Annotated in this window: 18 protein-coding genes and 3 pseudogenes; 11 read left to right on the top strand and 10 right to left on the bottom strand. The window is 53.8% G+C overall.

The window, feature by feature from the left end:
• The first annotated feature begins 99 nt into the window (after positions 1-99).
• Together AB8846_RS15685 and AB8846_RS15680 are read left to right on the top strand one after the other, a co-directional pair.
• Positions 100-2,280: a type I secretion system permease/ATPase gene (locus AB8846_RS15685; protein WP_370733098.1), complete on the top strand. Its 2,181-nt coding sequence runs from the start codon at positions 100-102 to the stop codon at positions 2,278-2,280.
• Positions 2,277-3,452, top strand: coding sequence for an HlyD family type I secretion periplasmic adaptor subunit (locus AB8846_RS15680; RefSeq protein WP_063142834.1), 1,176 nt, complete (start codon positions 2,277-2,279; stop codon positions 3,450-3,452). Before AB8846_RS15685 ends, AB8846_RS15680 begins: the two co-directional genes overlap by 4 nt.
• Before the next feature lie 35 nt (positions 3,453-3,487).
• Here AB8846_RS15680 and AB8846_RS15675 read toward each other — a convergent pair whose 3' ends face one another.
• Positions 3,488-4,372, bottom strand: a complete 885-nt coding sequence (locus tag AB8846_RS15675) for a hypothetical protein (RefSeq protein ID WP_063142833.1) — start codon at positions 4,370-4,372, stop codon at positions 3,488-3,490.
• Positions 4,373-4,648: 276 nt separating this feature from the next.
• Between AB8846_RS15675 and AB8846_RS15670 the strand changes: the two genes are divergently transcribed.
• Positions 4,649-6,112, top strand: coding sequence for an EAL domain-containing protein (locus tag AB8846_RS15670; protein WP_370733097.1), 1,464 nt, complete (start codon positions 4,649-4,651; stop codon positions 6,110-6,112).
• A 29-nt stretch (positions 6,113-6,141) separates the two neighbouring features.
• On the opposite strand, the gene AB8846_RS15665 is transcribed toward AB8846_RS15670, so the two are convergent.
• A complete protein-coding gene (locus AB8846_RS15665; protein WP_032657256.1) occupies positions 6,142-6,414 on the bottom strand; it encodes a YqjD family protein in 273 nt (90 codons plus the stop codon).
• A 167-nt stretch (positions 6,415-6,581) separates the two neighbouring features.
• Positions 6,582-6,912, bottom strand: a pseudogene (locus tag AB8846_RS15660) (DUF4158 domain-containing protein); the annotation flags it as partial.
• 102 nt (positions 6,913-7,014) lie between these two features.
• On the opposite strand from AB8846_RS15660, the pseudogene AB8846_RS15655 reads away from it, so the two are divergent.
• The 3 genes and pseudogenes from AB8846_RS15655 to AB8846_RS15645 form a co-directional block, all read left to right on the top strand.
• Positions 7,015-7,272 (top strand): annotated as a pseudogene (locus AB8846_RS15655) (resolvase); the annotation flags it as partial.
• Between the two features lie 60 nt (positions 7,273-7,332).
• Positions 7,333-9,402 carry a lipase family protein gene (locus tag AB8846_RS15650; protein WP_370733096.1) on the top strand — a complete coding sequence of 690 codons (2,070 nt, stop codon included), beginning with the start codon at positions 7,333-7,335 and terminating at the stop codon, positions 9,400-9,402.
• Complete coding sequence (locus tag AB8846_RS15645; RefSeq protein ID WP_370733095.1) at positions 9,386-10,153, top strand: hypothetical protein; 768 nt, start codon at positions 9,386-9,388, stop codon at positions 10,151-10,153. Before AB8846_RS15650 ends, AB8846_RS15645 begins: the two co-directional genes overlap by 17 nt.
• Positions 10,154-10,338: 185 nt before the next feature.
• Here the strand turns inward: AB8846_RS15645 and AB8846_RS15640 are convergent, their stop codons facing one another.
• Positions 10,339-10,815 (bottom strand): N-acetyltransferase family protein, encoded by a 477-nt coding sequence (locus AB8846_RS15640; RefSeq protein WP_370733094.1) that lies wholly within the window; start codon positions 10,813-10,815, stop codon positions 10,339-10,341.
• 90 nt (positions 10,816-10,905) lie between these two features.
• Between AB8846_RS15640 and AB8846_RS15635 the strand changes: the two are divergent.
• A pseudogene (locus AB8846_RS15635) lies at positions 10,906-11,829 on the top strand (LysR family transcriptional regulator); the annotation flags it as partial.
• Here the strand turns inward: AB8846_RS15635 and AB8846_RS15630 are convergent.
• Positions 11,823-11,876 carry a hypothetical protein gene (locus tag AB8846_RS15630; protein ID WP_370733176.1) on the bottom strand — a complete coding sequence of 18 codons (54 nt, stop codon included), beginning with the start codon at positions 11,874-11,876 and terminating at the stop codon, positions 11,823-11,825. The pseudogene AB8846_RS15635 and the gene AB8846_RS15630 overlap by 7 nt on opposite strands.
• Before the next feature lie 131 nt (positions 11,877-12,007).
• On the opposite strand from AB8846_RS15630, the gene AB8846_RS15625 reads away from it, so the two are divergent.
• On the top strand, positions 12,008-12,358 hold the full coding sequence (locus tag AB8846_RS15625) for a LysR family transcriptional regulator (RefSeq protein WP_370733093.1): 351 nt from the start codon (positions 12,008-12,010) through the stop codon (positions 12,356-12,358).
• Between the two features lie 67 nt (positions 12,359-12,425).
• Here AB8846_RS15625 and AB8846_RS15620 read toward each other — a convergent pair whose 3' ends face one another.
• Positions 12,426-12,923, bottom strand: a complete 498-nt coding sequence (locus tag AB8846_RS15620) for a hypothetical protein (protein WP_370733092.1) — start codon at positions 12,921-12,923, stop codon at positions 12,426-12,428.
• A 701-nt stretch (positions 12,924-13,624) separates the two neighbouring features.
• Between AB8846_RS15620 and AB8846_RS15615 the strand changes: the two genes are divergently transcribed.
• The 3 genes from AB8846_RS15615 (at position 13,625) to AB8846_RS15605 (ending at position 16,901) form a co-directional block, all read left to right on the top strand.
• Positions 13,625-13,900 carry a metal/formaldehyde-sensitive transcriptional repressor gene (locus AB8846_RS15615; RefSeq protein ID WP_003857256.1) on the top strand — a complete coding sequence of 92 codons (276 nt, stop codon included), beginning with the start codon at positions 13,625-13,627 and terminating at the stop codon, positions 13,898-13,900.
• A 30-nt stretch (positions 13,901-13,930) separates the two neighbouring features.
• Positions 13,931-15,049 carry an S-(hydroxymethyl)glutathione dehydrogenase/class III alcohol dehydrogenase gene (locus tag AB8846_RS15610; protein WP_331412337.1) on the top strand — a complete coding sequence of 373 codons (1,119 nt, stop codon included), beginning with the start codon at positions 13,931-13,933 and terminating at the stop codon, positions 15,047-15,049.
• Between the two features lie 160 nt (positions 15,050-15,209).
• Positions 15,210-16,901: a methyl-accepting chemotaxis protein gene (locus AB8846_RS15605; RefSeq protein WP_063142828.1), complete on the top strand. Its 1,692-nt coding sequence runs from the start codon at positions 15,210-15,212 to the stop codon at positions 16,899-16,901.
• A 91-nt stretch (positions 16,902-16,992) separates the two neighbouring features.
• On the opposite strand, the gene AB8846_RS15600 is transcribed toward AB8846_RS15605, so the two are convergent.
• The 4 genes from AB8846_RS15600 to AB8846_RS15585 form a co-directional block, all read right to left on the bottom strand.
• A complete protein-coding gene (locus AB8846_RS15600) occupies positions 16,993-19,374 on the bottom strand; it encodes a glucose/quinate/shikimate family membrane-bound PQQ-dependent dehydrogenase (RefSeq protein ID WP_370733091.1) in 2,382 nt (793 codons plus the stop codon).
• 258 nt (positions 19,375-19,632) lie between these two features.
• Complete coding sequence (locus AB8846_RS15595; RefSeq protein WP_023335657.1) at positions 19,633-20,556, bottom strand: LysR substrate-binding domain-containing protein; 924 nt, start codon at positions 20,554-20,556, stop codon at positions 19,633-19,635.
• Between the two features lie 182 nt (positions 20,557-20,738).
• Positions 20,739-21,623: an SDR family oxidoreductase gene (locus AB8846_RS15590; RefSeq protein ID WP_370733090.1), complete on the bottom strand. Its 885-nt coding sequence runs from the start codon at positions 21,621-21,623 to the stop codon at positions 20,739-20,741.
• Between the two features lie 64 nt (positions 21,624-21,687).
• Entirely contained in the window at positions 21,688-22,077 is a 390-nt protein-coding gene (locus AB8846_RS15585) for a YdeI family stress tolerance OB fold protein (protein WP_063142825.1), read from the bottom strand.
• Positions 22,078-22,165: the final 88 nt, after the last annotated feature.

Genomic DNA, 22,165 nt, shown 5'->3' with positions numbered 1-22,165 from the left:
ATTATTTTGCGGGCTCGTTTAGAAAGCGTTCGATTTTTAATCATCCCGTAAAGGTATCATTTCAGTGCGAAATTATCGCCCTGGACAGGACGTAGCAATATGAAGACACATCCACAGTACGAACCCTGGCTGCAGGGCATGCTCATTATCGCAAAACACTATCGCCTGGATTTCTCGGCGGAGCATGTTCGGGTCACGATTAACCATGAAAGCCAGTCTCCGCGCCAGCTGGTGCTGGAGGAGATGGCGCGTCAGCTTGGGCTGGGGATGCGTATGGTGGCGGCTGAAGCGGTATCCCTCGATCCGTGGCGCCTGCCGCTGCTGGCGGAATTCACCGGCGGACAAATCGCGGTCATTAACCGCATGGACAGCGAAGGCAACGTCAGCCTGCAGTTTAGCGGCGACGCGGGGCTTGAGACGACGCTGACGCGTGACGAACTCGGGGCGCGGTTAAAGGGGCTGATGGTGTTGCGCCCGCTCGAATCCACGCCGGACGCGCGCGTGGACGATTACATCAAACCCTATGAGAAAAACTGGTTCTGGCAGCTGGCGCTGAAAGACTGGCGACGCTATAGCGACATAATGCTGGTGGCGCTGGTGGCCAACGTGCTGGCGCTTTCCGGCATGGTCTTCTCCATGCAGGTCTATGACAGGGTGGTACCGTCGCAGTCGGAAGCCACGCTGTGGGTGCTGTTTGGCGGCGTGATGATTGCCATCGTGTTCGAATTCATCATGCGCATGCTGCGCGTGCATATTTCTGACGTGGTGGGGAAACGCGCCGACCTGCGCATCTCCGAACGCGTTTTTGCCCACGCGCTGCGGATTAAAAACGGCGCACGCTCCAAATCAACCGGATCGTTTATCGCGCAGATCCGCGAGCTGGAGTCGGTGCGGGAGCTGATCACCTCGACTACCATTGCGGCCATCTCCGATCTGCCGTTCTTCCTGCTGTTCGTCTTTATTCTCTGGATGATTGGCGGCCCGCTGGTGCTGGTGGTCCTGCTCGCCGTGCCGCTGCTGCTCATCCCCGGCCTGCTGGTACAGCGCCCGCTGGGGAAACTCTCCAGCGAAGGGATGCGTGAATCCGCCATTCGTAACGCCACGCTGGTGGAAGCGGTGCAGGGCATTGAAGACATCAAGCTGATGCGCGCCGAACAGCGTTTCCAGAACCAGTGGAATAACACCAACGACGTCGCCGCCAGCGTCGGCATGAAGCAGCGCTGGCTGACGGGCCTGCTGCTCACCTGGACGCAGGAGGTGCAGTCCATCGTCTATGCGGTGGTGCTGCTGGTGGGCTGCTACCTGGTTATCAGCGGCGACATGACCACCGGTGCGCTGGTAGGGACCTCAATTCTGGCATCGCGCACTATCGCGCCGCTGTCGCAGATCTCAGGTGTGCTGTCGCGCTGGCAGTCGGCAAAAGTGGCCCGCAAGGGGCTGGACGACCTCATGCAGCGCCCGATTGACGATCCGCAGCACGGCAAGAAGGTGCACAAAGCCCACCTGCGCGGCGACTATAGCCTTGAGGACGTCGGGTTTTATTACGACGAGGAAGAGAAACTCACCGTGCTCAACATCAGCAGGCTGCAGATCCGCGCCGGAGAGCGCGTGGCGGTGCTCGGGCGTAATGGCTCCGGTAAAAGCACGCTGTTACAGCTTCTGGCGGGCATGCAGGAGCCGCAGCAGGGCAGCATCCTGCTCGACGATATTGCCCTCAATCATCTGGACCCGGCCGACGTGCGCCGCGACATGCAGCTGCTCGGCCAGCAGGCCAGGCTGTTCTTTGGCTCCGTGCGGGACAACATCCTGATGGGGAACCCGTTAGCCACGGACGACGAGATTCATCAGGCGCTGGTCAACAGCGGCGCGCTGGAGTTTGTGCGCAAGCAGAAAATGGGGCTGAACTACATCATCAACGAAGGCGGGGCTGGCCTTTCCGGCGGACAGCGTCAGGCGCTGCTGCTGGCGCGTGCGCTGATCACTTCCCCGAATATCCTGCTGCTGGACGAGCCTACCGCCTGGCTGGACGAAATGAGCGAGAAGCAGTTTATTCAGCATCTCCACAAATGGCTGGGTAAACGCCGGACGCTGGTCGTGGCGACGCATCGTCTGCCGATTCTTGATTTGGTTGACCGCATCATCGTGCTGGAGAACGGCAAGGTGGTGATGGACGGCCCGCGCGATGCGATCCTGCATCAGCACGGTATGGCGCCGCAGAAAGCCGCACAGCGCACCGTGACCATGAAGCCGGCGGCGGTTGCCGAGGAGGGCGCGGCATGAATGATTTGTCTCGTTTCAATAGCCGACTGAAGGAGCCACGCCTGCCGCGCTCGTCACTGGTGGCATGGTCGCTGTTTGCCCTGCTGGCGGTGTTTATCGCCTGGGCAAGCCTGTTCCATCTTGATGAAGTGACGACCGGCAGCGGCAAGGTCATACCGTCTTCTCATGAGCAGGTCATTCAGTCTCTGGAAGGCGGCATTATCCACAGCCTGATGGTGCGCGAAGGTGACATTGTGGAACGCGGCCAGCAGCTCGCGCAGCTAGACCGGACAAAAACCGAGTCGAGCGTGCTGGAGAGCGAGTCTCGTCTGAATGCGGCGCTGGCAACGGCTGCTCGCCTGAAGGCCGAGGTCAACGATACGGAACTTGTGTTCCCGGAAGAGCTGGATGACGACGTTGAGCTGGTTAAACAGGAAACGGCGCTCTACCAGTCCCGTCGTGAAAGCCTCGAAAAAGGGCTGGCCGGACTGCGTCAGGGTGCCGAGCTGGTGCAGCGCGAGCTGTCGTTAACCCGTCCACTGGTGACCCAGGGGGCAGCCAGCAAGGTGGAGGTGTTACGTCTTGAGCGTCAAAAAAATGAGCTTGAGAATAAAATCACCGAGATGAAAAACCAGTATTACGTTCGCGCCCGTGAAGAGCTGGCGAAAGCCAATGCCGAGATTGAAGCCCAGCGTTCGGTAATGAAAGGGCGTGAGGACTCCCTGACCCGGCTGACCTTCAATGCGCCGGTTCGCGGGATCGTCAAGGATATTGACGTCACGACCGTGGGAGGCGTTATCCCGCCGAACGGCAAGCTGATGAGCCTGGTCCCGCTTGACGATCAGATGGTGGTCGAAGCGAAAATCTCGCCGCGCGATGTGGCGTTTATTCATCCCGGCCAGAAAGCGCTGGTGAAAATTACGGCCTATGACTACTCCATTTACGGCGGGCTGGAAGGGGAAGTGACCATGATTTCGCCGGACACTCTGCAGGATGAGGTGAAAAGGGATGTTTACTACTATCGCGTCTATATTCGTACCGACAGTAACCATCTGACCAACAAGCAAGGTCAGGAATTTCCGGTCTTTCCGGGCATGATTGCCACTGTTGATATTAAAACCGGCAGCAAAACCATTCTTGATTATCTGTTGAAACCGCTGAACAAGGCAAAAGAGGCGCTGCGGGAACGATAGGGGAATGGCGTTCGGGACACCGAACGCCTGTTGGATTATACGGTTGACGTCACGTTGTGAGCGTGGCGTCGCTCTTTAGGCACAACGTTAATGTAATGCGTAACATAGGCAAAATATAATCCGGCATAATTTTCGACAAGTTCGATAAACGCCGGGTATATCGACATCCGACCGTCACCACGATCTTTAAGATAACCCGCCTCTTGTGCCGATTTGATAATTCGGTTGACGTGGATACGTGAAACAAAAAATTCTTTTGCGAGCGTGCTGGCTGAGTACTCAATGACTGCGCCGTGAGCGGATTTGTTTTTCATGGCCTGCAAATAAATATAAAGCATAATCATGCGCCCGCCATCCTTATCGATAAATAACCCCACTTCAGGCAAAACCTTTCTGAACGTTAATCCCCGAAACAGATATTCTGCCGCGCGGCGGAAGAAGTTGTTTCTCAAAATATCATTATCCAGCAGGTTAACATTAATATTAAATGCCGGATAAAGAATGCTGACGGGTAAAAAGGCGCCGGACATATATCGCTTAAGTTCATTCAAACCTTTTTCGGTAGGCGCGATTCTCGTTTTGCGTCTGTCTTCCGTGCAGCGCCAGGTCCTGATGCGCCCGGTGGTTCTCAGTATCGTAATGATCGCAATAACGCTGTTGGGGCTGGCTATCTTATATCGAGAGCATAATTCTTTAATTTCTGAAACTGACTCGGCCTGATTTCCAAAAACAAAGCAGCACATGGAGAGGATAATGTTAAATCGTGATTCCTGCAGCATTGTCTTGTAGAACAAAGGTTGTTTTTTGTAGATGGTGTCATTAATTGTGTAGTGCTCTAATATTGCCTCACCGAATCGCGGATTGTTCTTTATAACATCCCTTCGATGTAGCAAGGCCCTGGATGAGATATGATTATCCATAGCGTTTTTCTCGTATTTAAATGAGCCGATAGATGAAGTATCCAGTCTTCTTTTTCGGAATTCTCATTATACCCTGAGAATAAGATGTTTGCCGTTGTTATTTGAAAATAAAAGTATATTTAAATGTCGGTGATTAACGCAAAGATGTTCCTGTGAGTTTGGCTGATAACTGTTTCTTAGCCTGAGGGTCTACTGTAAAATTAATGTTTATAACAGGTGCGTTAAATTTTACGTATTCACAAATGGGAATGGCGCTTTAGTGCCCAGGAGCAGGTTATGACCCACAAAATTTCTCTCAGAAATGGGGCGTGCGATGAACAAAATTTTGTCATCTCCGCCTGCGGTTTTACGTTCCAGGGATATCGCCTGATCCTTAACCAGTACGGTATACAGGCTTCGCATATTCACTTTAACGGGGATGAGGTATCCCAACAGGATGTGGAAAATATCCTTATAAATCAGAACGCTCATATTGTTGTGTTTCTCGGAAAAGGTGTCGTCAATCTCCTGGAGAGCCTGAAGCGCCTGGCATCCGTGCTCAATACTCTTCCCGTTGTTCGACGCGTCACCCTGTATGGTGACATACCGGATGGCTGGCTGTATCGCACCCTGGGCAGTCTTTTAAATAACAGCTTTCAATTATCATTAATTCGTATAGCCCGCGTTTCAGATGTCATAACCTGTTCTCATACGCAACATAACGTTTTTAAGGATCGTTCGTACCTATTACGCGATCGCTGCAGGGATAATTCTTCGCAAGAAAACCTAAAGTGGCTAACAAAAAGAGAGATTGACGTTTTATTAAATTTCTACCGCGGTATGTCCGTAAAAGAAATGTGCGACGAAATGGGGCTTTCTAATAAAACGATTTATACCCACCGTAAAGAAGGCGTATTGAAATTACGCTTGATTAAGCGATGGCTAAACGATCCGCATAATTTTAAAGCGGAAGGGGGGATTAAACACCAGCGTCAAAAACAAGAATTGACGGATAAAGAAACAGAAATATTTAATGCGCTACTTAAAAGAGAGATCTTCCCTGCCTATCAAATTATTACCGATCGTGACAAAAAGGGCGTAGGTTTTGAGGTACTGATCCGCTGGAATAAAAACGGTAAAATTGTCAAGCCAGCCAGCTTTCTCACGGATATCTCAAATCATGAAATATGGTTAAAAATTACCGCATTAGTTATTCATGCCGCCGTGTCGGGGATCAATAAGTATAATGGTAAATACTATTTTTCTGTGAATATTCCACCTCGCCTGGCGTCCGGAAATGCATTGCCTGATATGGCCAGGAAAGCTATCGACATGCTGCTCAAACCGCAGTGGGCCGAAAAGCTGGTCTTTGAATTTGCAGAGGATATTGACGTGACGAAGGACAAAAGGATCCCTGAAACCATGCGGCATTTACGCAATACGGGGTGTCGATTGTTTCTGGATGACTGTTTCTCTAATCATCAAACCATGTTCCCGGTGCGGCAGGTGCATTTTGATGGACTTAAGCTGGATCGTGACATCGTTGAGCATTTTGTGGCAAACGACAATGATTATAACCTGATTAAAGCGATTCAGCTTTATAGCGACATGACCGGAACGGACTGTATTGCGGAGGGGGTTGATAGTGAAGAGAAGTTTGAGAAATTAGTCGCGCTGGGCGTCAAAAACTTTCAGGGATATTATTTATCACGTGCCGTGAAAGAGGAAGAGTTAGACCGTATGGTGAGGTTGTTCAGTTAAGAAAAAATAAAGCCCCGAAGGGCCTTTTATTATTTTCGACCCAGCAACAGGCCGAGAACAATACCGACCGCACCCGCTGCGACGAGGCCGGTGAGGGGGTTATTTCTGACAGCTTCAGTCACGTCGGAAACCGCATCGCTGGCCTGCGCGGCATATTTTTTAGCCGCACCTTTGACCTGATGCTTTGGTGAATCTACGAATTCACCAAACTGCTGCTGCGCTGAGCCTGCGAGTTCATCAAATTTATTTTTTGCCTTGTCTTCAGCAAACTGGGTGTTTTTATCAGTACCGAGATCGGACATTTTTGCCTCCTTTTGTTGATAATTAAAGGATAGCCGCTCTTTGCAGATGTGGGAGACGAAAGGTTAATTTCGGCACCCGACAGGGCTGTTTTCGGATATATCTCTGTGCGGGGGGCTCGCACAGAGAGACGCCGTTATTGGGGTCAGTTTGGATATCGAAAATTATGATAGCGGCACAGTTCGGTTAAATGTTCGCGCCGCGCGGTTTCCCTGTCGGAAAGGTAAGCAGGCCAGAGATCCCCGGTATGTCTTAGCCTGATGGCGATATGCTTCAACAGCGCATCAGAGGGGGAGATTTTTTTATCAGGTGCAAAGCCGACATTTTTCAGATAGCAAAGCAGGACGGCAAAACCAAAACGGCTGGCGGTTTACGGTGGGCATGATAAGTGCCAGATCATGTTCACTAAAATACGCTATTCGTGTCAGCGTTAACTCATCGTCCGGTAATGCAAGTAATGATTCTCTTTCCGATAGAGAAAGAATCTGCCTCCTTGCCATATAGTTTCCCTTATAAATTATTCGGTGCGGTATTTTTAACAAAAATGCTTATCGCATAAGGGTACACCCTGACGCCATAACCAAACCGTGACGGCACACGATGACCTGATGGCCGCGGTGTCGCATAAGGACTGGCTGAGCCGCCGCCAGCGCCAGAAGCAGGGAATTGAGCGGGCGCATACACTGAGTAAATATCGGGGAAAATAGGTCGATCAGGAACGGCATCAGAAAGTCCTGTACTACTGGCAGGTCAAGAAACTGAGCATCCGTGAAACGGCAGATGCGACAGGGTACAGCCCCTCCCATATATGCCGCATTCAGGCACTGTACCGGCAATCAGAAACGGTAAATTTTTGTTAAGTTCTGACTGATGTATGATGGTCCGGTATTTAACCAGAGAAACTAAAAGGATTTTAGTCCATGGCAGACGAGACAGACAATACGACAGTGACCTGTCTGAGTCACAAAGCGAAGTACAAAGAGGTTCCCTGCGGGGAGCAGCTGAAGTACTGGCTGGAACTACAGTTTGTGGATGAGAACAACAACCCGGTTACGGGCCTGAAGGTGCAGTTGGAATATCATCCGCTGGCAACAGCGGCAGAGCTGGCGCTGTGGGCCCGGGGCGGCCACACCCGGTTTAACCCCACGCCGCCGCCGAATCCGCCCGCCGGTGCCACCGACAGCCAGGGTCTGGTGCGGTTCGATGACCTGTACTGGATAGCGGTGGACGTGAAAACGGACGGGCAGCAGCTGACCGACGAGATGGAGCAGCGCCCGCTGGGACTCTGGCGTAACCCTAACTGCCAGCCAGTGAGCGGGAATGCTTTCCGCCGGGAGACGCGGGTCAAAAGCTGGCGCACGGACGTGCAGGAAAAGGCGGAAGCCGCCGGGTACCGGCATCACTATGTGGCCATCGGGGAGCTGTGCGACCGGCTGCCGGAGATCGAGGGCTGGACTGATCCGGAGCCGCCGACGTTTCATTTCCCACCGGGACGGTCACTGAAAGGGACGGAAATCGTGCGAGATGCGCTGGAGCAGCGTCACGTTATCGAAATCTGCCCGTTCCGGGCGTGGGTGCTGTCCCTGCACGACACGAAAGAGTACGACCTGGCGAACGCGCTGAATCTCGGCATCATGGCCGATCTGGTGTATGCCGCCGAGGCGAAGAATCCGTCCATCGATTATTTTTTCCGGCAGAAGTGTCAGGATCTGTCCTGCCTCCCGCAGCTTGCGGAATACCCGAATTATTTTCACACACTGGCGGTAGACGTGCCGTTCCGGGAGCGGTATCAGCCTCCGCTTTACCTGAACACTGGGGAGGGGGCGCAGGGAGAAGGTGATACCCGCCTGTTTACGGTGGAATGTGTCTCTCACGTGCTGGTCGCCTGGTGCGGAACCGACAGCAAGCTGAACGTCCTGAGCGATGTGTCCTTCGGGCCGAAGCGGTGTTCTGCAGAACTGGGCGGGATGGGGAATGTGCACGGCGGTTTTCTGGAAGCCTATCAGCTGGCTAAACGGAAATTCGGGGATAAGTTGGATGCGGTGAAGGATGCTTTAGGTAAGAGAAAAACATTGTTTGTCTGCGGCCACAGCCTTGGCGGGGCGATGGCGCTGCTTTATGCCGCCGAAATGAAAGCCTTTAACCCAGTGCTGAACACCTACGGGATGCCGCGAACATTCAGCCGTCTGGCCGCGTACCTTCAGAGGGACATCACCCACTACCGTCACGCCAATGATAATGATACGGTGACACAGATCCCACCCGCGGTGGATCTGGACAGCGAGCTTTACGAGAAACTGGGGGGGTTGGGTGACAAGCTGGGCTTTGACTGGGTGACCACGTCGGTAATCGGTCTTTTACCGCGAACCTTCGGGGGAAATGCGGGCGTGGATATGGGTATTACACAGGAAAGAGACCCCTACTGGCATCATGGTAAAACAGTTTTATTTTTGCGTGCGGAGCAGAGCGTCATGAAGCCCGATGGACGAAACTCGCTGTGGGTAGGGGGCGGAACGGTAAGCTATACGGAGAAGGCGGCGGTCAAACTGTATCTTGTTCCTTCACTGAATGAAGAATGCCTGACATCCACCGGAGAGCATCAGGCGGCATTCATACAATGCCTGGCGCCTGGCGAGCTGGCGAAGCGGTTCCCTAAGGGGGAAAATACGGCATCATCAGGCTGGTTCAGTAAGCCATCAAACCACTCGATGGCGCACCGCTACCTGCCCTATATTCATAATCAGGTGCTGGAGCTAGCCGATCCGGCGCGGGATATGGATCGGAAAACCATGCGCGCCCTGTTCCGGCAGGGCGTTGTGCAAAAGGCAAACTTCAGTAACCCGGATGAGGTTGAACGTAACCGGGAGTTTCTGGCCCTCCAGGACATGCTGCCGGTCGCTCTGAGGCTGACACAGGCAGAGGAAGCCGGGAAAAATGCCCTGCTGCGCTTTGCGGCGGTAACGGAGGAAGAAGTTGAACTTTCTCAGTAAAACCGCCTTTTTCGTGTCGGTTGCAACGCTGCTTTCCGGGTGTGATAACCCGCCTGACAAGACACTTTACCCTCCGGCGTATGCAAAGTGGGTCGACGTTACTTTCCGGGTCCCAGCAGGGATAACGCTGCAGCCCGCCGAGTTGCTGTACCGTTCTGAACAGTGCAAAACTGTCCGCTACAACTCGAGCAATGAACCGCATGATATACCGGGCTACAACGATATTGAGCGGCCATTCGGTGCGTCTGATGGCGATAATCGCCGCCATCTGCGGGTTGCCGTGGACGGCGGCGGTTCGTGCCAGTGGCAACTGAATTCGCTGAAGGTGAGCTTCAGAATTGGAGACAACATTGCGCTGGTGAAGGGAAAAGAGGTTATCGATACCAGTTATATTTTCGATTTCGGGGACTACGGGCTCAGTGACGGCTACGGGACCGGACGGGCGAAAGTGTTCAGCGAAAAAATATTGGATCTGAATACAGATTTCTTCCCTATGGTCGCTAATCACATCGATAATACGGTTAGCTTGAAGTTATTCGGGGGGGAGACGGGAACAGAAAAGTGGCGCAGGCGTTTTAGCCTAAGTAATACACAATATATAGCTATTGAACCTGTTGTTCATCTAAGGAAAGTTGTTGTACTAAACCCGCCAGATCATCCAGGAAATCTGACAGCAACTTATCCGGATGGCAGTCGTGAAGATATACCGGATATTTCCCCTGATTATGACAAGTTGCTGTCAATGAAATAGGCGATATATGTACCGAATAAAAAGGATCTTCTTGAGATCCTTTTTGACACTTCCAGTCTCTAAATCCACTCGTTTTGTAAAATGTCTGCTTTTACAGCTTCGCTTCCACTACGTTTTCTCACAACAGATGAGTGGTCAAAAATTATCCTTAACGTACAATAATTTTCGATATCCAAACTGACCTCTTATTCGGCAAAACTCAGCAGTGCGTCGCCATCAAGACGATAGCGAACCCATTCGGACTGCGGCAGCGCGCCGATGCTCAGGTAAAAATCAATAGCAGGCTGGTTCCAGTCCAGCACGCTCCATTCAAGGCGGCCGCACTGACGTTTTACCGCGAGCTGCGCGATATGTTTTAGCAGCGCTCTTCCCGCGCCTTTACCGCGATAATCCGGGGAAACGTACAGGTCTTCCATGTAAATACCGTTGCGTCCGAGCCAGGTTGAATAGCTGGTGAAGAACACGGCATAGCCGGCGATCTTACCTTCACACTCCGCGATCAACGCTTCGGTTTTACCGCCGGTGCCAAAGAGCGTTTCCCTGATCTCCTCTGGGGTGGTCACCACTTCTTCCGGCGCTTTTTCGTACACCGCGAGCTCGTAGATCATGGCGTAAATTGTCGCCGCATCTTCGGGGCGGGCCTGGCGAATGTTTATGCTCATTGTTTTTCCTGTTTTTAAGCCTGCGTTTCGATTGATGGCGTTAAGCATACGGAGTATTGTCCGAAGAATTAAGTGCAATGAAATCAACAAATGATGAATATTATGCATCCGGTACTGAGGCGCCTTGATTTAAACCTGCTGCCCGTTTTCGACGCGATTTACCGCCACCGTTCCGTACGGCTTGCCGCTGATGAGTTGGCGATGAGCACATCGGCCCTGAGCCATGCGCTGTCGCGTTTGCGCATCACCCTTAATGACCCGCTATTTTTTCGGGAAGGGCATCGCATGTCCCCCAGCGTGTATGCCTCTCAGCTTGCGCCCTCCATTGCTTCCGCACTGTCGTTCCTGAATCATGAGCTGACTCCGCAGCCGGAGTTTGACCCGACCAGCAGTACCGAAAGCTTACAAATTGGGATTACGGACTTTACCGCGCTGTGCATTTTCCCCGCGCTGATGCACAAACTGCAGCGTGCTGCCCCGGGTTTGCGTTTCGAATTGCGCTATCTGCCGCACAGCCCGGCGCTGACGGAACTGCTGGCGGGCGAAGTGGATCTCGCGCTGGGGTTCAGCACTCAGGATGATATCCGGCACCCGGAACTGGAAGAGATCGGCTGGTTTGAAGATGAGTATGTGGTCATCAGCAGCGCGCGGCGGACGCGTCTGACGCTGGAGGATTATCTCGCAGCCCGACACCTGGTGGTGACGCCATGGAATGAAAAGCAGGGCGTTCTGGACGTGCGGCTCGAACAGCTGGGCTATACCCGACAAATCGCGATCAAAACGCCGTCGATGCTCAGCGCGCCGTTTATCGTTGCGGAAAGCGACCTGCTGATGGCGATCCCCCGTTTTGCCGCTGAGAAGCTGACTGCCGCAGCGGACCTGAGGATTTTTCCTTTACCGTTTTCGATGCGCACGTTTGAAGTGAAAATTTACTCGCATAAACGCAGCGGACAGCGGGGCGCGACCCGCTGGCTTAAGGAGGCGCTGCAAATGCTGGCGCAGGCGCGTCATTCCGGGCTGTCCGGCTCCCAGGAGAGGATGTCGCCGGGTTGACACTGCAGCGCCTCGCAAAATTAGTAGGGCGCAATAGTCAACACAATAAAAAGATATGCGGCCGGGGAGGAAAGTACGATATCGTAACTCTATGATTGAATGAGAAGTTCGCAGAAACGCCGTCGCAACAGGACGATAAATGATTGATGACATCCGTTATCTGATAGTGTTTGCACAGATTGCTGAGGCAGGATCCATTTCAGGTGGGGCAGAAGCGTTAGGGCTTACAACCGCTACGGCAAGCACGCATTTATCAAAGCTGGAAAAAAACCTTGGCTGCGCGTTGCTCTACAGAAACACCCGTAAACTCTCTCTGACTCACGATGGCGCAAATTTGCTGGAAACGGCCAACTTCATCGGGACAAGCTATTACACGACGCGAAAGAAAATTTCAGACCTCACACGCGACATACAGCAGATCGCCCCATGGCTTACAGCAAATGAGGCACGTAAGCGCGTGCGGTGGTGTTTAGAGATATTCAGAGCCTGAGTTTACCTTGCGACGAGAACATATTTATAGGAAAAAGAGGTGCGGCCGGGGGCTCCCGGCCATTTTTTTATAATGGGGAAACCTGAATCATTATACCGTATTCATCAGATCTGCTTATCTGATACTTGTTATCTTCGGTGTTAAACTCCACTGGAGTGGAATCCAATTCGTTATTAATGTAGCTGGTAACGAGTGGTCCCGTATCTTTAAGTATCAAGCTATCATCTAAAGAATCCATCATGGAGCATATTGAGGCTAGTGCATCTGCGGCATTCAACCCTTTGCCGCCGATAAGCCACATCACAGACGTAAGTTTTCCTGATTCGCTTACCCATCCTAATCCTGCAATTTGAGGTGAGATGTGAAACTGGATCATCTTTCCATCTTTTGAACCTTCACTGTTTATAATTCTTGCGGATCTGAATTTTTTCCCTAAGGTGCTGATATCCTTATTATATGCTTTAATGAATTGCTGCGGTGTCAGGTTTGCAGATAATAATTTATCTTGAGCCATTCCTGCGAATGCGTATAACATACAAAAAACGAATATTAATCCTCGAAACATAAGTAAATCCTTCCATGTTGTAAAAATAAATTTTATCTATTATTTAAAACAGAAAGTATGCGATAAGTGCCACTGCATTTAGACATGGGTGTGATAGTACACTCAGTTCTCTTTATTATTTTCAATATGTGTGGCAAGGCGGGGGTGTTAAAAAATTATTAAATGAATGAATCGTGCTCAATTAGTAAAAAAAATTGAGTATAGACCAAGAAGTTCGATAATCCTTTCATGCTTGGTAGAGCTGCGCCGCAACGGCAGCGACGAAAAGCGAACAATTTGAATATAACGAGAACCTCGCACCTGCGGGGTTTTTGCTTTCCGGCGATACGACAGGGTATTCGCGAACGTGCTACGGCACAGTACCCCTGTCATATCATCTGCATAAAACCTCAACATCACTTTGCTCGACTGTATGAGAACAATTATTGAGTAGCGCGCGCTGGTTAAGTCTTACAAAGGGATTCGTGGCGATTATGCTGATCAGCCTGAGGTGCGTAAAGAGGTCTGTTGCGAAACTGGAAGGAGTTACGCAAAAGAGTGAATTTTGGGGGCAATTTTGGGGCAGTAAAAAGTCTTTTTATGTCCGATAGTGCCTTTTGTATATACCGCGTAAATGCCTGATAAACATGTAAAACTTAATGTTTACATAATGTTGCTTTAGAAGATACAATACCCCCCTATAGTATCTTAACGGAGGGCGTATGCCGCATTCACCCGAAGATAAAAAACGTATTCTTACCCGCGTCCGTCGCATTCGGGGCCAGGTTGATGCCCTTGAACGCGCGCTGGAGTCGGGCGACCCCTGTCTGGCCATCCTGCAGCAAATTGCCGCCGTACGCGGGGCTGCTAATGGCCTGATGGGCGAAATGGTTGAAATTCACCTCAAAGATGAGCTGGTAACGGGGGAAACCACGCCGGATCAGCGAGCCGTACGCATGGCGGAAGTCGGCCATTTGCTGCGCTCTTATCTAAAATAAACCCACACACCTGACAAAAAGGGAAGACATATGAAATCTCGCGCTGCTGTCGCATTTGGCCCCGGCCAGCCGCTCAAAATCGTTGAAATCGACGTGGCACCGCCGAAGAAAGGCGAAGTGCTGATCAAAATCACCCATACCGGCGTGTGCCATACCGATGCTTTTACGCTCTCCGGGGACGATCCTGAAGGCGTCTTCCCGGCGGTACTCGGCCATGAAGGCGGCGGGATTGTGGTGGAAGTGGGCGAGGGCGTGACCAGCCTGAAGCCGGGGGACCACGTGATCCCGCTGTACACGGCGGAATGCGGCGAGTGTAAGTTCTGTAAATCCGGTAAAACCAACCTCTGCCAGGCGGTGCGCGCCACGCAGGGGAAAGGGCTGATGCCGGACGGTACTACCCGTTTCTCGTATAACGGCGAGCCTGTTTATCATTACATGGGCACCAGCACCTTCAGCGAATACACCGTTTGCGCGGAGATCTCGCTGGCGAAGGTGAACCCGCAGGCGCCGCTGGATAAAGTCTGCCTGCTGGGCTGCGGCGTAACCACCGGTATTGGCGCGGTGCATAACACGGCAAAGGTCAAAGAGGGCGACACCGTAGCGGTGTTCGGTCTCGGCGGCATTGGTCTGGCGGTGATTCAGGGCGCGGTGCAGGCGAAGGCTGGTCGTATCATCGCGGTCGACACCAACCCGGAGAAATTCAAGCTGGCGGGTGAAATGGGCGCGACCGATTTCGTGAACCCGAAAGATTACGACAAACCGGTTCAGGACGTCATCGTTGAGCTGACCGACGGCGGCGTTGACTTCAGCTTCGAATGTATCGGCAACGTGAACGTCATGCGTTCCGCGCTGGAGTGCTGCCACAAAGGCTGGGGCGAGAGCATCATCATTGGCGTGGCCGGTGCGGGTCAGGAGATCAAAACCCGTCCATTCCAGCTGGTCACCGGACGCGTGTGGCGCGGTTCGGCATTTGGCGGCGTGAAGGGGCGTACCCAGCTTCCGGGTATGGTTGAAGATGCCATGGTTGGCAAGATTCAGCTCGATCCGTTCATTACCCACCGTTTACCGCTGGAGCAGATCAACGAGGCGTTCGATCTGATGCATGAAGGAAAATCCATCCGTACCGTCATTCACTTCGGCGACAAGTAACTCTTCTGCCAGCGGTTTTTCGCCGCTGGCGTTTCTTTAATAATCTTCTCTAAAGTGTGACCAGTGCGGCGTTTTTAGCCGTAATCTAAATCTCTGCCGTGCCGATGACTATTTAACAGGCGTGTTTTTACGCATCTTACCTATAAGAGAGTCGACGGTCATGGACAACACTACTTCGATGCTGGCGCAGCGTAAGCTGAGCTTCTTGCATCACATCAGGCTGGTTCCGCTGTTTTCCTCCATTCTCGGTGGCATTATTCTTCTGTTTGCCTTGAGCTCGGGTCTGGCGGGTTATTTCCTGCTGCAGGCCGATCGCGATCAGCAGGATGTCACATCCGAAATTCAGGTGCGTATGGGGCTGTCGAACAGCTCAAACCATCTGCGAACCGCGCGTATCAACCTGATCCACGCCGGTGCGGCAAGCCGTATCGCGGAGATGGATGCGATGAAGCAGAACATCAGCGAGGCGGAAACGCGCATTAAGCAGTCCCAGGAGAGCTTTACCGCCTATATGAATCGTGCCGTGCGCACCGCTGAGGGTGAAGCGCTGGAGGCGGATCTCAAGGCGCGGTACGACGCCTATATCGCGGGCATGCAGCCGATGGTGAAATTCGCCAAAAACGGCATGTTCGAAGCGATTATCAACCACGAAAACGAAAAGGCGCGCCCGCTGGATGACGCTTACAACGCCGTTCTGCTGAAGGCGATTAAGATCCGTACCGACCGTGCGAATACGCTGACGGCGCAGGCGCACAGCCGCACGCAGCTGGGCCTGATGTTTATGGTGGGCGCGTTTGCGCTGGCGCTGGTGCTGACGGCGATGACCTTTGTTGTGCTGCGCCGTACCGTAATCAATCCGCTGCAGCGTGCAGCGAAACGTATCGAGAATATCGCCAAAGGCGACCTGACGATGCCGGACGATCTGGTCGGGCGCAGCGAAATTGGCCGCCTGGCGCGCGATCTGCAAACCATGCAGCACTCGCTGGAAAACACCGTGGGCACCGTACGTCAGGGGGCGGAGGAGATCTACCGCGGAACCAGCGAGATTTCTGCCGGTAACACCGATCTCTCTTCGCGCACCGAGCAGCAGGCCGCGGCCATTGAGCAGACCGCCGCGAGCATGGAACAGCTGACCGCAACGGTGAAACAGAACGCCGATAACGCCCATCATGCCAGCAAGCTGGCGGAAGATGCCTCCGGTAAAGCCAGCCGCGGCGGTCAGATGGTCTCCGGCGTGGTCAAAACCATGGGCAATATCTCCACCAGTTCGAAGAAGATCTCTGAGATTACCGCGGTGATTAACAGCATTGCGTTCCAGACCAATATCCTGGCGCTTAACGCGGCGGTAGAAGCGGCGCGTGCGGGTGAACAGGGGCGCGGGTTTGCCGTGGTGGCCAGTGAAGTCCGAACCCTTGCAAGCCGCAGTGCGAATGCCGCAAAAGAGATCGAAAGCCTGATCAACGAATCGGTTTCGCTGATTGACCAGGGCTCCGGTGAGGTTGTCGCCGCCGGTAACACCATGAATGAAATCGTCGACGCGGTTAAGCGCGTAACCGACATCATGCTGGAGATTGCCGCAGCGTCCGACGAACAGAGCCGCGGTATTGTCCAGGTGAGTCAGGCGATTTCCGAGATGGATAAAGTGACCCAGCAGAACGCCTCGCTGGTGGAAGAGGCCTCCGCAGCAGCGGCGTCTCTGGAAGAGCAGGGCGCACGCCTGACCGAGGCGGTCGGCGCGTTTCGTCTGAGCGGTGCAAAGTCGGGCCGGGCGGTGATGTCTGCGCCAGCGGCGAAGAACGCGCCGTTGCGCCCGGCGGCGACGGTTTCCGGGGATAACTGGGAGACGTTCTGAGTGGCGTGTTGTGTCGGGTGGCGGCGTCGCCTTACCCGACCTACAAAATCTGACCTACAAAAAAGGGACCTTTCGGTCCCTTTTTCACATCTTATTTCTTATCGGGTAACGCGTACGCGATAACGTAATCACCGCGATCCGGCGACTGGCGAGCGCCCCCGGCGTTGATGATGATGTACTGCTTACCGGTTTTCGGCGATACGTAGGTCATTGGGCCGGACTGGCTGCCTACCGGCAGGCGGTCTTTCCAGATCTCTTTCCCGGTGGCGGTATCAAACGCGCGCAGGTAGAAATCCTGCGTGCCGGCGAAGAACAGCAGGCCGGACTGGGTAGAGAGCGATGCGCCCAGCGTCGGCATGCCGATCGGGATTGGCATGTGCATACGAATGCCCAGCGGGCCGGTATCTTCCACCGTGCCAACAGGGACCTGCCACACCAGCTTGCCGGTTTTCAGGTCAACGGCCGACATGGTGCCGAACGGCGGCTTCTGGCACGGAATGCCCAGCGGAGACAGGAAGCGTTCGCGCATCGCGCCGAACGGCGTGCCGTCCATCGGTACGATGCCCATCTCGATGCCGCTGGCGTTTTTCGCCACGTTAGCGCGCGGAACCATGTAGTTTGCCAGGCCCAGGCGCATATCGTTGACGAACATCAGGCTGTTGTTCGGGTCAACGGAGACGCTGCCCCAGTTCATCCCGCCGAGAGAGCCGGGGAACTGCAGGGAACGGTCGAGACCCGGCGGGGTGAAGACGCCCTGATGACGCATCTCTTTGAACTGAATACGGCACAGCAGCAGGTCAACAGGCGTCGCCCCCCACATGTCGGACTCGGTCAGCGTCTGGTTGCCAATCATCGGCATGCCCACGGAATACGGCTGGGTCGGAGAGTAGCGTTCACCTTCAACGTTACCCGCCGGAACGGGACGTTCTTCTACCTTCGCCACCGGCTTGCCGGTTTCGCGGTTAAGCATGAAGATCATGCCCTGCTTGCTGGTCTGCACCAGCACAGGCGTGGTGCCGCCTTTACCGTCGGGCAGATCGTACAGCAGCGGCTGGGAAGGCAGGTCAAAATCCCACAGGTCGTGGTGGGTCGTCTGGAAATGCCAGCGCACCTGACCGGTGGTCGCGTCCACGGCGACGATAGATGAACTGTATTTATCGTCGAGCGCGGTACGCTCACCCGCCCAGAAATCCGGGGTGGCGTTGCCGGTTGGCAAATAAATCAGATTGAGTTTTGCATCATAAGACATCGCTGACCAGACGTTCGGCGTGCCGCGCGTGTAGGTCTGGCCTTCCGGCGGCAGGCCGGTCAGGTTCGGATTACCCGGATCCCACGCCCACGCCAGCTTACCGGTGTGAACGTCGTAGGCGCGCACCACGCCCGGCGGTTCGCCGGTGGAGAAGTTATCCGCCACGCGTCCACCAACCACAACGACATTGCCGGCGATCAGCGGCGTGGAGGTCTGCTGATAATACCCGGGCTTGATCTCGCCCATGCCGACGCTGAGGTCAACGGTGCCATGGTCGCCAAAGTCTTCGCAGACCTTGCCGTTATCCGCGTTGATGGCAATCAGGCGGGCATCGGTAGTAGGCAGGAACAGACGGCGAGGGCATGCCGCAGGCGGCGTTTCTGTCTGTGACGTTGTCACGCCTGAACGTTCTTCAAAGTAGCCCAGACCACGGCAGCGCTGCCAGTTAGGGGCCGTGGCTTTGGAATCATAACGCCATTTTTCTTTACCGGAATCCACGTCCAGCGCCAGCACCTTACTGTATGGGGTACAGACATACAGCGTGTCGCCAACCTGTAAGGGGGTGTTCTGATCTTCCGCGCCCGAGCCGTTGCTCTGCGGAATATCGCCGGTGTGCGCAACCCAGGCGACCTTCAGATCGCTGACGTTTTGCTTGTTAATCTGGTCCAGCGCGGCGAAACGGTCGCCGTGGGTGGTATTGCCCCAGTGCTCCCAGTTCTTTTGCTGCTCGCCTGGCGCGACGGGTTTAACCGGAACGGGCTCGTTCGCGGCCACGAGGGTTTGTGGCTTAAACATCCAGCCCAGGCTGACCAGCATGGCCACCGCGAGCACGGCCGCGACGCCAAAAGCGGGCGCCTTGTTCGCGGCGCTGTGGTTCGCAGCACGCAGGAAAGGCCAGACGATGGCGCAGAGGAAGGCCAGTACGGCAAAGGTAAACAGGCGAGAGAAGAGCGGCCAGAAATCCCAGCCCGCATCGCTTACCGCCCAGAACAGCGAGGCAATAAACGCGATGCTGTAAAGCACGATCCCGCTGGTGCGATTGAGGAAAATCAGGATCGCGGCAATCACCATGACCACGCCCATTATCAGGAAGTATCCACTTCCGCCTACGGTGGCGAGCTTAAAGCCCAACCCGCCGACCGCCAGACCGATGAGCATCATCAGTCCGGCAAGAAGCCACTGCAGAATACGAGGTATCCCGCGCGGCGCGCTGCCAAATGCCATGTCTTTCTCCTTTCGATCCCCCCGCCGTGTCGGGTGTGTACCAGTTGGGTAATAATGGCGGGAAGAATAATGATTAATACGAATGAATTCGGTTTTATAAAATGATTTGCGAACCATTTGGTGAATTCACCGTTATGATAAAACTGTTAAATTGTTTTACGCAATTGTTAATGGATTATTCCGCATTATTTGATTAACGCACGGGCTAGTCCCCTCGCCCCTAAGGGGAGAGGGTTAGGGTGAGGGGTGAAAAAGGTTTTATACCGGCATTGATTTACGGATAGCGCTCAGCAGCGTCTGCGCGCCGGTAGAAAGTGGGGTATCCACCCGGGTCAAAATGCCTATGGGTTCCCCGGCTCCTGGGGAGGTAATCGGCAGGGCGATCAGCGTTCCCTGGCGTAAATCATCTTTTACCGCCCCGGACGGGACGAACCAGACGTAGTCATAATCCAGGGTGAGCTGGCGCGAAAGCGAGGCCGACAGCGTTTCGATACATCCTGAAGGCAGCGTACATCCCTGCATTTGCAGTAACGTTTCGGCGGTCTGGCGGGGGACGGTCCCTTTCGGGCACACCACAACCGGCCACTCCATCACGCGGCTTAGCGTCACCGTGTCCTGCAGCAGGGGGTGATTGGGACGAACCACCAGCTTCAGGGATTCCAGGAACAGCAGTTCGTAATTGAGGCCGCCCATCAGCTCAGGGTCGGACATTCGACCGATACCGATATCCAGTTCACCTGATTTCAACCCCGCGAGCAGCATGGTGTTATTCATGGTGGCAACCTGAATAGTGGTATGCCGCTGCTGCTTGTGGAACTGGCCGATAACCGGCGGAAGAATGCCCAGCGCCGCGGTAGGCAAGGCGCCCACGCGCACCACCTCACTGGATTGCTCTTCTTTTCGATGCAGGGACTGGCCTGCGGTATTGAGCGCATCCAGCACTTTAACGGCGTGCGTGAGGAACTGTTCGCCCACGATGGTAAGCTGCGCCCCCAGCCGCCCGCGGTCAAAAAGACGGGCACCGGTCAGCTGTTCCAGCTCGTTGAGGGTTTTCGAGAGCGCAGGCTGGCTCAGGTTAAGGGTTTCAGCCGCACGCCCCAGCGTTCCCTGTTGAGCGACGGCCACAAATGTATGCAAATGGCGCAAGCGTATGCGCTGACTGAACAGACCATTTTTTTCCATAGGCGATGTTAAAAACAGAGCGATGCGGGTGACAAGTTAAGTTGTTTAATTTTGATAACCTGATAGCAAAATATTTTTAACATTTGATCTGTTTGAGTTACAACATGTTTTTCGGCAGGGGAATAAAAGCGAACGTCCTTGTTCATTTATTGCTCATTGCGGAGGGCGAGTTGCAATTCGGTTTAGATCACGCCGTCACCGCCGTCAGAGCACCACACCTGGCCGGACGTAAATGAACATTCATCCGAGGCCAGCGTGACGTACAGCGGGGCAATCTCGACGGGCTGACCAGGACGTCCCAGCGGGGTGTCGCCACCGAACTCCTTCACTTTTTCCATCGGCTGCCCGCCGCTGGACTGCAGTACCGTCCAGTAAGGGCCAGGGGCAACCGCGTTGACGCGGATCCCTTTCGGACCCAGCTGTTTGGCTAAGGATTTGGTAAACACCGCCAGACAGGCTTTCGTCTGGGCATAGTCCAGCAAAACGGGGCTGGGCTTCACCGCCTGAACGGAGGAGGTATTAATGATAACGGATGAGGCTTTCAGGTGGCGCAGTGCCGCCTTGGTGATCCAGAAAGGGGCATAGACGTTGGTTTTAAACGTCGCGTCAAAATCCTCAGTGGTCAGTTCTTCAAGGGATTCACGGAACTGCTGGCGCCCCGCGTTATTGACCAGAATGTCCAGCCCGCCCAGCTTCGAGACGGCTTCTTCGACAAGATTCTGACAGAACGTTTCGTCCCGGACGTCCCCCGGGAGCGCGACGGCCTTGCGGCCTTCGGCTTCGATCAGCTCGATGACCTCAGCGGCATCTTTTTCTTCTTCAGGCAGATAGTTAATGGCAACGTCAGCGCCTTCACGCGCATAGGCGATAGCGACCGCGCGACCAATACCGGAGTCACCACCGGTAATCAGCGCTTTTTTTCCGGCAAGGCGGCCATGTCCTTTATAGCTTTTTTCCCCGTGGTCGGGTACGGGCTGCATTTCTGATGCCAGTCCCGGCGGCGTTTGCGGCTGTTCCGGGAACGGGGGCTGCGGGTAAGCGTTCGTACGTTGTTTAGTATCACTCATAGCTGACTCCTTAAGCCAAGGGGTGAGATTTGATGGATAACTGCAGCGTTAACGCTTCGCTGAATTATTTCTGCAAACGATCGACACGGACGACGGCAGGAGATGATTTTTTATCAAGCGAACCGTTGATACTGATCATCTGGTCGGGTTTTACCGTTCTGCCGTCGAAAACTGCCTGGGGAATAATAACGTCGATTTTTCCGGTTTTATCCTGAAATACAAACTTATCGCCGCTACCGTCAATAAGATTACCGCGTAGTGAAATTGTCGCGCCATCGTGCATTTGTTTTGCCTGGTCGATGGTCATAATACGCGCGTCGTCGGTTCCGCGATATCCGCTATCAAGCGCATGGGGCGGCGGTGGGGCTTCGCCTTTTTGTAAACCTCCGTTATTATCTGCCCATGCGGCCGGAACCAGAAATATCAATAAAGCGGAAATAAGTGATAATTTCATCCGATATCCTTCATTTTGGGTGTCTTGACTTATTAAGTATTGTTGCTATTCCTTTATGTGGCAAATGTGATAAGTCCTAAAAACATTC

Origin of the sequence: Enterobacter sp. KB-221C9, assembly GCF_041320715.1 — a bacterium.
In the GTDB taxonomy this organism is placed as follows: domain Bacteria; phylum Pseudomonadota; class Gammaproteobacteria; order Enterobacterales; family Enterobacteriaceae; genus Enterobacter; species Enterobacter asburiae_D.
Note: the sequence above shows the minus strand (reverse complement) of the source record. Positions and strands in the feature narration are given on the sequence as shown.